The 12,375-nt window shown below is 42.5% G+C and carries 9 protein-coding genes; all 9 read right to left on the bottom strand.

The genetic code is table 11. The features are described 5' to 3' along the window. Positions 1-60 precede the first annotated feature (60 nt). Positions 61-549, bottom strand: coding sequence for a GNAT family N-acetyltransferase (locus B7708_RS07185; protein ID WP_084974800.1), 489 nt, complete (start codon positions 547-549; stop codon positions 61-63). Continuing rightward, a complete protein-coding gene (locus tag B7708_RS07180) occupies positions 546-1,013 on the bottom strand; it encodes a GNAT family N-acetyltransferase (protein ID WP_084974798.1) in 468 nt (155 codons plus the stop codon). The genes B7708_RS07185 and B7708_RS07180 overlap by 4 nt, the downstream gene beginning before the upstream one ends. Positions 1,014-1,022: 9 nt before the next feature. Continuing rightward, positions 1,023-2,357, bottom strand: coding sequence for a UDP-N-acetylmuramate--L-alanine ligase (gene murC, locus B7708_RS07175; protein ID WP_084974796.1), 1,335 nt, complete (start codon positions 2,355-2,357; stop codon positions 1,023-1,025). A gap of 11 nt (positions 2,358-2,368) precedes the next feature. Next, positions 2,369-2,980, bottom strand: coding sequence for a cystathionine gamma-synthase (locus B7708_RS07170; RefSeq protein ID WP_084974794.1), 612 nt, complete (start codon positions 2,978-2,980; stop codon positions 2,369-2,371). Positions 2,981-3,027: 47 nt separating this feature from the next. Further along, positions 3,028-6,123 carry a DEAD/DEAH box helicase gene (locus B7708_RS07165; protein ID WP_084974792.1) on the bottom strand — a complete coding sequence of 1,032 codons (3,096 nt, stop codon included), beginning with the start codon at positions 6,121-6,123 and terminating at the stop codon, positions 3,028-3,030. Positions 6,124-6,215: 92 nt separating this feature from the next. After that, entirely contained in the window at positions 6,216-7,382 is a 1,167-nt protein-coding gene (locus tag B7708_RS07160; protein ID WP_084974790.1) for a MalY/PatB family protein, read from the bottom strand. Positions 7,383-7,389: 7 nt separating this feature from the next. Beyond that, the gene (locus B7708_RS07155; RefSeq protein ID WP_084974788.1) at positions 7,390-8,484 is read right to left on the bottom strand and encodes a cystathionine gamma-synthase; all 1,095 of its coding nucleotides are present in this window, start codon (positions 8,482-8,484) and stop codon (positions 7,390-7,392) included. Positions 8,485-8,629: 145 nt separating this feature from the next. Continuing rightward, positions 8,630-10,588, bottom strand: coding sequence for a peptide ABC transporter substrate-binding protein (locus tag B7708_RS07150; protein WP_084974786.1), 1,959 nt, complete (start codon positions 10,586-10,588; stop codon positions 8,630-8,632). Positions 10,589-11,046: 458 nt separating this feature from the next. Continuing rightward, the coding region (locus tag B7708_RS10090; protein WP_239822469.1) for an LPXTG cell wall anchor domain-containing protein at positions 11,047-12,375 on the bottom strand (1,329 nt) is incomplete at its 5' end.

Raw genomic sequence — 12,375 nt, 5'->3', positions numbered from 1 at the left:
TATCTTAAAAGTCGCAGAAAAGCAACAAAAGATACCTTTCTCCAACTATATTTCTTGTTTTCAAGGCTTCCAAACCATGTTATACCAAGTCTCACCTGCATAAGTAGATTGGGATAGTCCTTCATTAACAAAACCATGTTTCTCATAATATGAGATAAGATAATCATGACAAGTCAGGTTAATGCCTTCTCGTTCATGTTCTAAAGCGACTTCTTTTAGGGCAGTCAGCAATTTTTTGCCCACTCCCAAAGCTTGCGCTTCCTTGGCTACCGACAGGCTCGTTACTGAGATATAGCCACCAGACCGATGACTATGGTCTTCTACTTCTTCCGTAAAGGACTGATCATGTAGATGGCGGTGTGGGACGACCGGACCTTCGATATAACCAAGAATACATCCTTCCTTTTCAGCTACGAGAAAACTGGTCTGAATTTCACGTAAATGTGCCTCAAAGACCGAACGAGGAATGGCTTCCTCAAGGGAGAAATTCTCCAGCTCTATCTCTAAAATACGATCTAAATCCGAAAATCTTGCTTGTCTGATTTTCATATTTCCTCCTGATAAAAAGGATTAGCCCAAGTCAGATACCAACAAGAACCACTGCCATAATGGCTCTCTGTCACTTCTTCCTCAACAAAGCCATTCATTTCAAAATATGATAGCAGCTCATCAGGACTTTGCAAAAGAATACCTTGGTAATCTAGTTCGACTGTCACCTGTTTCAAGGCCGCAAGAAGAAGAGTTCCCAGCCCCTGTCCCCAATGGTCAGGATGAATGGTCAATGATTTTACTTCTATCCATTTGGGATGAATAGACTGAGCTTCTCCTAAAATATAGCCCACGAGCTGATTTTCATCCCCAGCTACAAGAAAGGTATCCGCAGTCTTGCGGATACTCTCTTCTAAGGATTGGCGGCTAAGTGCCTCTTCTAACGAAAGAGTGGCTTCTTCAATCGCCAACATTTCGTCTAAATCTGATAAGGTGGCTTGCCTTATAGTGATTGGAATTTCCATCTGTTTTCCTTATTGGACGTTGCTTGTCAAGTTAGACAAGAGACGTTCAAATGAATATTCATAGGTTTGGATGTCTCCCGCCCCCATAAAGACATAGACAGCATTGTCATGGTCTAGGAGTGGAGAAACATTTTCAACTGTGATGACTTGGTTTTTCTTAGTGATCTTGCTTGCTAGGTCTTCTACCTTGACATCTCCGTGATCTACCTCACGTGCTGATCCATAGATTTGCGCTAGATAGACGGCGTCTGCTTGATTCAATGCATGGGCAAATTCGTCCAACAAGGCAATGGTTCTTGTAAAGGTATGCGGTTGGAAGATTGCCACGATTTCCTTGCTTGGGTATTTCTGACGAGCTGCATCTAAGGTTGCAATGATTTCCGTTGGATGGTGGGCGAAATCATCAATAATAATGGTGCCATTGACAACCTTTTCAGTGAAACGACGCTTGACACCAGCAAATGTTTTCAAGTGTTCACGTACCAAGTTCAAGTCAAACCCTGCTGTATAAAGTAAACCAATAACGGCTGTCGCATTCATAATATTGTGACGACCAAAGGTTGGAATGTGGAATTGACCCAATTCTTGACCACGGAAGTGAACGGTGAAGGTCGAACCAGTCGTAGAACGAAGGAGATCGCTAGCTACAAAGTCATTGCCCTCAGCTTCAAACCCATAGTAATAGATTGGCGCATTGGCTGTGATCTTACGCAACTCAGCATCCTCACCGTATACAAACAAACCTTTGGTAATTTGTTTGGCATAGTCGTTAAAGGCATTGAAAACGTCCTCTAGACTTGTAAAGTAGTCTGGATGGTCAAAGTCAATGTTGGTGATGATAGAGTATTCTGGGTGGTAAGGCATGAAATGGCGCTCATATTCGTCTGATTCAAAGACAAAATATTTGGCATTGGCTGAGCCGCGACCTGTCCCGTCACCAATCAAGAAGCTGGTGTCTGTGATGTGAGACAAGACGTGTGACAGCATACCTGTTGTTGAAGTTTTCCCATGAGCTCCAGCAACTCCCATGCTGACAAAGTCGCGCATAAAGCTACCTAGGAATTCATGGTAACGTTTGTAGCTAATGCCATTTTGGTCCGCATAGGCGATTTCAACGTTGTTATCTGGACGGAAGGCATTTCCAGCGATAATCTCAACATCACCTTGTAGGTTCTTTTCATCAAAAGGAAGAATCGCAATCCCTGCCTGCTCTAGTCCACGTTGAGTAAAGTAATATTTTTCAACGTCTGAACCTTGAACCTTGTGTCCCATTTGGTGCAACATCAAGGCTAGGGCACTCATCCCTGATCCCTTGATTCCAATAAAATGATATGTTTTTGACATGCTTTTCTCCCCTACTCAGTAATTCTTGTCAGATTCAACTCTTGGGCAACCTGACGTTCCTGTTCTGTTTGCTTATTCTTTTTATTATAGATTTGACTCTTCTTTAGGAAATCATAGTTGTTCTTTTTAGCTTTTCCCGTTTGGGTTTTCGGAGTTGGATTCGCCACTTGGCCAACCTCCTCAGCTAAGATATAGTGAGACTGGCTCAAGTTTTTACTAAATTTGGCAAACTCACCTGGATTTTCCTTTTGAAATGGTGCTGTTGGTTGGTTTCCTTGACGAACAAGTGTTGAACCATTGTGTCGTCTGGTATGACTAACATCCTGAGTCAAATACTTGGCTGAACGTTTCTTCTTCAAATCCGCACGCGACTCTTCTCGAGCCAATTCAGCATACGTTTTTTCAACTTTTTTAGGTTCTGGAGCTGATTCTGGCTTTTTGCTAGCCACTGGAGAAACTACGGTTTCTTCCTCATTGATAGGAGACCATTCCAAATAGTTCTTATCGCGGTAATCACCTTTGATATTGCTAATAAAGTCTGACTCATCGTACAAGTCCATGACTGGCATTTCGGTCAGCATGATCTCATCATCTGACACCAATGGAAATCGATCTTGTTTCATTTTGTATTTCCTTTCAACACTTCATTATAGCGTATTGTCTTGATTTTTCAAGTGCTGGCTTCAGAAATTCCCAAAATTTCACGAATTTCTGCCAAACTGAGACTCGCACGCGACTCCGTACCATCTAAAACTTGGGAAACCAAATGTTTTTTCTGCTCTTGAAGTTCTTGAATTTTTTCTTCAATAGTCCCCTTGGTAATCAAACGATAAACCTCGACCATCTGCTCCTGCCCCATTCGGTGAGCGCGTCCGATGGCCTGGGCTTCGACAGCCGGATTCCACCAGAGATCAACCAAAATAACCGTATCAGCTCCCGTTAGATTAAGACCAACACCACCCGCCTTAAGGGAGATGAGAAAGGCATCTCTCTCCCCTTGGTTAAAGGCCTTGGTCATCTCCTGTCTGTCATGAGCAGGAGTTGAACCTGTGATTTTGAAGGAGTTCAAGCCTAAGTCTGGGAGTTCTTGCTCGATTTTTTCCAACATTCCTTTGAACTGGGAGAAAATCAAGACCCGATGCCCACCATCAGCCACTTGTAGCAATAAATCTCGGAGACTATCCAATTTACCACTAGCTCCTTGGTAATCGTCCATGAAGAGAGCTGGCGTATCGCAGATTTGACGCAAACGCATGAGTCCAGATAAGATTTCTACCCGACTTCTCTGGAATTCTTGATCTGTCACTTGCGCTAGGCGGTCTCGCATCTGTTGCAACTGGGCTAGATAGATAGCCTTCTGCTGGTCTTCCAGTTCATTTTTATAGACGACTTCGATTAGATCAGGTAGTTCTGTCAGGACTTCTTCTTTCTTACGCCTCATGACGAAGGGCTTGATAAACTGCGCGACTCGGTCAGCCGGTAATTTCATAAACTCCTTTTTACTTGGCAAGAGCCCCGGTAGCACAATTTGGAAGATAGACCACAACTCTCCTAAATGATTCTCGATGGGCGTACCTGACAAAGCAAAGACTGATGGCACCACAAACTGGCGCAAACTCTGAGCAATCTTAGTCTGGGCATTTTTCATGACCTGGGCTTCATCTAAGAAGAGAAAATCAAAAGCCATCTCTTGATAAAGCTCGCTGTCTTGACGAAAGGTTGCATAGCTAGTCACATAGATTTGGTGATTTTCAGAAAGAATCGCTTCTCGATTCGCTTTTAAACCATGCACGACAGCCAAATCCAACTGTGAGGCAAATTTCCTGAATTCATCTGCCCAATTGTAGATCAAACCTGACGGCGCTAAAATCAAGACCCGAGTATCTTTTGTCACCTGACTAGTCAAAAAAGCAATAGTCTGCAACGTTTTTCCTAGTCCCATATCGTCTGCCAAGATACCTCCAAAGCCATAGTGATGAAGCATCTGGAGCCAACGAACACCCTTTTCCTGATAATCTCTCAAACTCGCCTGCACCCGTATATCTCCCAAAGGAAAGTCCTCTGGATGGGTTAAATCATGAGCTAAATGCTGAAATTCCTCTGAGAAGGAGATCCTATCTCGACCTTCAAAAAGCTGAGAAAGGCTATAAGCCAGAGATTTTCGTGCCTGAAAAGAGCCATCTTTTAGCTCAACCCCCAGTTCCTGCAAATTTTGACGAATCTGCTTGGTTTCCTCATCAAAAAAGTACACTTGGTCAGAAGAACTGATATAGAAATCCTGATTGCTGGTCAGGGCTTTGAGAGCTTGATTAATCTCTTCTTGGGCGATCCCTTGGAAATCAAATTGGATTTCCAACAGTCCTCCCTTGGACTCAATCTGAACCTGAGGAGCTTGGACGCTGTAGAGCTGATTCATCTCATCAGATAAAGATACCTGACCCAACTTCTCAAAAGCTGGAATCGTATGGTGAAAGAAAGAATAAACTGCCTCTGGCTTCAAAGCCTGTCTCCAAGACTGAAAATCAGCCTCAAAACCAGCCCCTAAACAGACTTGAAATAGCTGATTTTCCAAGACGGTATCGCTTGAAAATGGTAATTGTTCCAGCTGTTGACGACTAGTCACCTTAACATCTCCATAGTCAAACTGGATATCCAAGCGGATGCGGTCGTCATCCTCTTTATCAAAGTAAAAGATTGGTGAAAAGAGTCTGATTTGCAAGCGCTCAGGAGCAGAAACCGTGCCCAGCTGTCCAAACAAAGGCAGGCAGGCGGCTAGGCGATCACGATCACTGTTGTCAAACTGGAGGCATTTTCCCCCTCTTTCTTCCTGAGGAAGCTCCTTGATTTCCTTTAGTAGGCTGATTTGTTTAGGATTTAAGAGATAAAAATTCCCCTTACGAAAGAGAATCGCTCCCCCATAGAATACGTTGACTCGCCCACATTCAGAAATCTCCATCTCAAAATAATCGGGATACTCCTGCACGGAAAAAGAGAAGAGTTCTGCATCGGGATCTAAATCGTGAAAGAGAAGATTTTCATAACTATCGATCTGGTGCTCAAAATGAAAATCCTCCAAGTTCATCAGCAACTCCACTCCCTGCTCAAAAAAGGTCAGAGGGAAAAAGAGGTGACGACCTTGATTGGGGAAAAAGAGGTCTTGACTCAGTCCCTCCTCAATCAAGCCACATAAAAAAGTAAGAACATCTTGACTAGCTGTATCAAAAGCATCCCAAGACAAGTCATTTTCATAGTGTTTCCCAATCATATAGGGTTTTCGATGGACTAAGACCTTCAAAAAGAGTGGGATGTCACGAATGACATAATATTTTTGACTATCAACTAAACCGATTCGGAGTGTCCAAAGGAGGCGATTGGTCCCAGCTTCCACCTGACCTTGAGCCGACAAAGTGTAGATTTTTTCTCGCTTCTGAGGTTGGATCCGCTCCAAAAAACTACCACCAAAACTAACCTTGGTTTCGACCTCTTCTTGCTCTTCATGTCCTTTTTCTAGGGCTTGTAAAATCACTTGGCCTTCTTCATCATTTTTCAGATAATGCTCGAGCGCTGCGAGGTGAACACAGTAACCTCTTTTTTGGAAAAAATCACAAGCACAAAAAACAAGATCATCCTCTAAACTGTAGCGCAAGTCTTCTCCCGCAACACGAGTATAGAGGCGATTCCCTTTTTCCTTGATAATCTCAATGTTGCCTGTTTCATAGAGAGCAACACCCTCCATGCGCAACTTCCCCGGAATCAATTTAGCCATAGTTACCCCTTTATCTTATCTTTTCATTATACCACATTTTCCCCTACGAAAATAGCCTTCTAGGAAGACTTTTCTCCTAGAAGGCTGGATTTTTAAAGTGTAGCAAAAGTGGTCACGATGCGTTGGCAAACCTCTTCCAGTACTGACTTCGGCATAGCTACATTGAGGCGAGCATGAAGGGTTCCTTCCTCCCCAAAGTCCAAACCTCGGTTCAAGATAACCTTGGCTTCATTCTTCAAAAGCTCTTGCAAGCGGTCATCCGTTAGGTCATAGGCCGAAAAATCAAGCCAGATCAAGTAGGTACCTTGTGGCTTCATGACCTTAATCTTGGTTTCGTTGCCCAAAACATCCACTACATAGTTAATGTGGTCCTCGATAACTTCTTTTAGTTCTCCTAACCAGTCCTTACCATAACGGTAGGCAGCTTCTGTCGCCAAATAGCCCAAGCCTGAGATTTCATGTTGGTTATTGGCCAACTGGCGTTTTTGGAAAGCCAGACGAAGCTTTGGATTTTCAATAACTGCATAGGAATTCTTGGTCCCAGCAATATTAAAGGTCTTAGTGGCACTGCTCAGGATAAGGGCAAAGTCTTTAAAAGCTGGATCAATGGCATTAAAAGACTGGTGTTTGTGACCAAAGAGAGCCAAATCTTGGTGAATCTCATCTGAAACCAACAAAACACCATGTTTTTGGCAGAGATGACCAATCTTTTCTAACACTTCCTTTTCCCAAACACGTCCACCAGGATTGTGGGGATTGCAAAGGATATAAAGCTTCACATCCTCTTCTACCAATTCCTTCTCCAGCTGGTCAAAGTCAATCTCAAACAGCCCATCCTTTTCCACCAAAGAATTGGTAATCAATCTGCGATTGTTCAGTTTGACACTGCGGGCAAAAGGTGGATAGACCGGTGTGTTAATCAGAACAGCCTCTCCTTCTTTTGTAAAGGCTTGAATGGCTGTTGAAATAGCTGGTACCACTCCCTCGATAAAGACGAGGGCATCTTTGTCAAAGTGATAACCGTGTCGGCTGGCTTCCCATTCTTGAACCGACTCAATCAAAGCGTCGCTTGCATAAGTATAACCATAGACCAACTGATCCGCATAGGTTTGTACGGCTTGTCGAATCTCAGGTAAGACTACAAAGTCCATATCCGCTATCCAGGCTGGTAGAACTTCTCGATCAGCTTCTGCCTCTTTCCATTTATAGGTATGGTGCCCAAAACGATTGGGCAGGCTTGTAAAATCATATTTCCCCATATCTGTCTTATCCTTCCAAGGCTTGGCGCAAGTCCGCAATCAAATCTCTAGCATCCTCGATCCCAATGGACAAACGCAAGAGATCATCTGTCAATCCATAGGAATGGCGCACTGCTGCCGGAATATCCGCATGAGTCTGAGTTGTCGGATAGGTAATCAGACTCTCTACCCCACCCAAACTCTCAGCAAAAGAGAAAACCTTCAGGCTATTTAAAATATGAGGAATACGTTTTTCATCCACTACTTTAAAGGAAATCATGCCTCCACGTCCTGTATAGAGCACTTCCTTGACAACAGGTGAATTCTTCAAAAAGACAACCACTTCTTGGGCATTGGCTGTAGAACGCTCCATACGAAGAGGTAGAGTTTTAAGACCACGAATCAACTGATAACTATCAAATGGTGACAAGACCGCACCTGTCGTATTTAGATTGTAGAAAAGTTGTTCATATAGTTCTAAACTATTAGTCACAACCACCCCAGCCAAGACATCATTGTGCCCTGCTAGATACTTGGTGGCTGAATGAAGAACAATATCCGCACCGTCTTCAATCGGACGTTGGTAAATCGGACTGTAGAAGGTATTGTCCACCACTACCTTGGCACCCTTGGCATGAGCTAGTTTGGCTAGTTTGGCAATATCAAATTCCAACATCAACGGATTGGTTGGTGTTTCAATATAGAGAACATCTACATCTTTCTCTAACTCTGCAATCAACTCTTCTTCTGTATTGGCATAGGTAAAATGGAAACGGCCTTCTTGCTCCACTTGGTTGAACCAACGGAAAGAACCCCCATAAAGATCGCGCACAGCCAAGACTTTACTTCCCACTGGAAAAACACTAAAAGCCAGTACAATCGCAGCCATACCTGAGCTTGTCGCTAGGGCATAGTCTGCTGACTCAATAGCTGCCAAGACTTCCTCCGCCTTACTGCGAGTTGGGTTTTTAGTGCGCGTGTAGTCAAATCCAGTAGACTGACCGAACTCTGGATGCTGATAAGTTGTTGAAAAATGTAGTGGCGTCACCAAGGCACCTGTCGTCTTATCTGACTTGATACCCGCCTGGGCCAAAATTGTGTTGATGTGTCGTTCTTTGCTCATACAATACCTCCAAATCTATAGTAACTATTGTACCACTTATTTTCGCCAACTCATTTTCTTCTTTTCAAGAGCTAGTTATAGTTTCAAACTATACAAAAACGATAGTTTCCTAAGAAACTATCGTTTTTCCTGTTGAATAGACTGGTTATTTAACGTGTTTTGCCAGTTCTTCTTGGGCTTTTTTATTTGATTCTTCTTTTTCTTTCAGCCATTTTTCTTTAGCTTTTTCATACTCAGCAGTTGTCACCGTCTTATCTTGCAACTTGAGATACTTGTATGATTCTACACCCTTATTTCCAGCAAGAGAGTATGGTGCTGAGAAAGGAACTGTTTTTCTCAAGCTAGGTGTTCCACCTTTGGAAACATTTGGAATAGCGAGAGCACTATCAACGAGCCAAGCTTGAATTTCAGCATATTTTTCATAACGTTTTGCTGGATCTTGCTCTTTGTTAGCTTCTTCCAGCATTTCAGTATAGGTATCAAGTCCAACTGCCTTAGCCTTGTCATTAACTTCACCTGGCTCTAGACCAAGGTTTTGTAACATACCACCGCTCTTCACGCTAAAGATATCAAGATAGGTTGATGGGTCTTGATAGTCAGGGCTCCATCCACCATTATAAAAGTCATAGTCTTTTTGAGCTGCAGTTTGAGCGAGATAGCCAGAGTTATCATAGTCATCTGTTGACAATTGTTGGATATCGATGACTATATTATCGGTTCCTAGAACAGATTCAATCGATTGCTTCATTGAGCTAATTTCTTGAATTTCTGTTTTATTGGTCATTTCTACAGTCTTATCCAAGTGAATTGGGAACTGAACACCCTTGGCTTCTAGTTCTTTCTTAGCTTCTGCAAATTTAGCCTTAGCCTTTTCTGGATTGTAGTAAGGATCTTGCGCATCAGCAAAGTTGATGCCTTGCCATTCTTGACCATAGTTGACCATCTTAGATGAGACAACATCTCCGAACTCTTTTCCGTTAATAGTCACAAATGTAGGAGGCACAACTAAGTTACGAAGAATCTTCGTTGCTCCATCTTCCCCTTGAGATTGAGCCCCATAGGCCGTACGATTGTAGGCAAAGTTGATGGCTTGACGGAAGTTTTTGTTAAGAACTGCTTCTTGGGTAGATTTCTTTTCGATGTCAGTCGTTTTAGAAGTGAAATTATAAGATTTTCTATCTAGATTAAAGTTCAAGAAATAAGATGTAGCATCTTGTATACTATAAATGATATTATCCTTGTTTTTCTCTTTAATCCCTTCAAAGCTTGAGCTATTTGGATAGAGACGTGCGTAGCTGTATACTCCTTCTGTAAAGTTACGTGCTAGGGCATCTTGGTCACTTCCATCATAGTAGGTCAATTTCACATCGTCCACAAAGACATTTTTAGCATCCCAGTAGTTCGGATTTTTCTTGTATTCGATAACAGATTTTGAAACAAAGGACTTCATCAAGAAAGGACCATTGTACAAAATGTTAGAAGGATCTACCTTACCAAAATCGTCCCCTTTTGATTTCAAGAAATCGCCATTGACAGGGAAGAGAATGGTTGAAGTTGTTTTAGAGTTCCAGTAAGGTTCTGGTCGTGTCAAAGTGTACTGAACTGTTTGGTCATCAATCGCCTTAACACCGACAGTTGAAAAGTCTGTTGTTTTACCGTTGATATAGTCATCCAAACCTGCTACAGAGTCTTGCACCAAGTACAAGGCTTCAGATTTTTTATCTGCCGCATATTTCAAACCTGTCACAAAGTCTTGAGCAGTTACAGGTGCGTATTCTTCACCTTCGTATGTATACCACTTGGCATCTTTACGAAGCTTGTAGGTATAAGTCAAACCGTCCTTGGAAACGGTCCAATCCTCTGCCAAAGATGGCACATAGTTACCATATTGGTCATTTTCCATCAAACCATCTACCAGATTGGTAACGATATCATTGGTTGTTGCACGGTTCTCTGCTAGATAGTTCAAACTAGATGGATCACTAGAATAGACATAGCTATATGTTTTAGATGAACTTGCTGAGTTCCCACATGCGCTCAATAGGATACCTGCGCTTAATACGACACCTGCCAGTGTCAGATACTTGGCCTTAGACTTTTTCATTTCCAGAACCTCCTGTTTTAGATATTTGCCTTATTATACAGCTTTAGTTTTATTTAGTCAAGCAATTCCTGTCACAAAAGGTCGAAATTATATTATTTTCTATACAAATTTTAGATTTTTATCTATTTCGTTAAGTATATGCAATGAGTGGTGTAATATTTTTACCTCTTATTCCTAAGTGCTTTAAAAGCTGTCTTGTAATTTGGATATTCTCTTTGGTAGTGATTAATAACCAGTAAGATATCATTAGGTTCTTTAGAACATTTAGAGCGATAGTTCTAGTCACTTTGAATGTTAGAAAAGAGAGAACCAATCTGATTCTCTCTCATGCTTAGTTCGATCTCACCCTCTACAGTTGACAAAGAGCCAAAAACCCCAGATAGTCTTGAGCTATCCGGGGTTCTTGTTTTCATCGCTAAAATGATATCAACAATTTCATTTTAGTCGATTTTTGGGACTTAGTCTTCTAAATCCATTTCAGAAGCTGCTGATTTCTTCTTCTTGCCAAGAAGAGAGGCAGTTGCCAAGGCAGCTACTCCTAATCCAAGACCAGCAAATTGGTTACTTGCAGTTCCTGTATTTGGAAGTTTTCTACCGTTTGAACGTCCTGGTCCAGCAGGTTGTTGTGCAGGAGCTTGTGAGTGGTTCAATGCACTTGAGATTGAAGCACTGTCAGACAAGCTAGCTGAGGTACTTGCACTATCGCTCAAGCTTGTGCTTGCTGATTGGCTCGCACTAATTGATGCAGATACGCTGTTGCTCAAGCTTGCTGAAGTACTTGCTGAAGTTGAGGCATCGCCTGAACCATTGCTTGTACTTGTTGAACCTGAACCGCTACCTGAGTTGTTGCTTGCACTGATTGAAGCTGAAGCTGATTGGCTTGCTGATACAGATGCTGAAGTGCTTTGACTTGCAGATACTGATGCGCTAGCTGATTGGCTAGCTGAACCATTGCTTGTGCTTGCTGAACCTGAACCGCTACCTGAGTTGTTGCTTGCACTGATTGAAGCAGAAATGCTGTCACTCAAGCTTGTGCTTGTTGAAACTGATTCACTTGTGCTGATTGAGGCTGAAGTACTATCGCTCAATGATACACTTACTGACTTGCTGAGTGAAACTGACTCACTTGCACTTACAGATTCAAGGTAGCTAGGAAGGTTAAACTCTGGTTTAGACTCGCTTGTTGGTTCACCTTTACTATAGCTGAATGAATTAGATTGTTGTGACGCACTTGTACTCAAGCTGCTTGAAGTGCTATCGCTAAGTGATGTAGATGTACTTACACTGTTACTCAAGCTTACTGATGTACTTGTCGAAGCTGAATTGTTGCTTGCTGATTCAGATGCACTGATTGATGCAGACACGCTGTTGCTCAAGCTTGTGCTTGCTGATTCAGATGCACTAATTGATGCAGACACGCTGTTGCTCAAGCTTGTGCTTGCTGATTGGCTAGCACTAATTGAAGCAGATACGCTGTTACTCAAGCTTGTGCTTGCTGATACTGAAGCACTAATTGAAGCTGACACGCTGTTGCTCAAGCTTGTGCTTGCTGATTCAGATGCACTAATTGAAGCTGACACGCTGTTGCTCAAGCTTGTGCTTGCTGATTGGCTAGCACTAATTGAAGCAGATACGCTGTTGCTCAAGCTTGTGCTTGCTGATTGGCTAGCACTAATTGAAGCAGATACGCTGTTACTCAAGCTTGTGCTTGCTGATTGGCTAGCACTGATTGACGCTGATACGCTGTTGCTCAAGCTTGTGCTTGCTGATTGGCTAGCACTGATTGA

The organism is Streptococcus oralis subsp. dentisani (assembly GCF_002096615.1).
In the GTDB taxonomy this organism is placed as follows: domain Bacteria; phylum Bacillota; class Bacilli; order Lactobacillales; family Streptococcaceae; genus Streptococcus; species Streptococcus oralis_U.
Note: the sequence above shows the minus strand (reverse complement) of the source record. Positions and strands in the feature narration are given on the sequence as shown.

What these genes read in the sequence shown, in the direction of transcription:
- B7708_RS07180 (WP_084974798.1), bottom strand. Translation starts at nt 1,013, where the DNA reads ATGGAAATTCCAATCACTATAAGGCAAGCCACCTTATCAGATTTAGAC.
- murC (WP_084974796.1), bottom strand. Translation starts at nt 2,357, where the DNA reads ATGTCAAAAACATATCATTTTATTGGAATCAAGGGATCAGGGATGAGT.
- B7708_RS07170 (WP_084974794.1), bottom strand. Translation starts at nt 2,980, where the DNA reads ATGAAACAAGATCGATTTCCATTGGTGTCAGATGATGAGATCATGCTG.
- B7708_RS07150 (WP_084974786.1), bottom strand. Translation starts at nt 10,588, where the DNA reads ATGAAAAAGTCTAAGGCCAAGTATCTGACACTGGCAGGTGTCGTATTA.
- B7708_RS07185 (WP_084974800.1), bottom strand. Translation starts at nt 549, where the DNA reads ATGAAAATCAGACAAGCAAGATTTTCGGATTTAGATCGTATTTTAGAG.
- B7708_RS07160 (WP_084974790.1), bottom strand. Translation starts at nt 7,382, where the DNA reads ATGGGGAAATATGATTTTACAAGCCTGCCCAATCGTTTTGGGCACCAT.
- B7708_RS07155 (WP_084974788.1), bottom strand. Translation starts at nt 8,484, where the DNA reads ATGAGCAAAGAACGACACATCAACACAATTTTGGCCCAGGCGGGTATC.
- B7708_RS07165 (WP_084974792.1), bottom strand. Translation starts at nt 6,123, where the DNA reads ATGGCTAAATTGATTCCGGGGAAGTTGCGCATGGAGGGTGTTGCTCTC.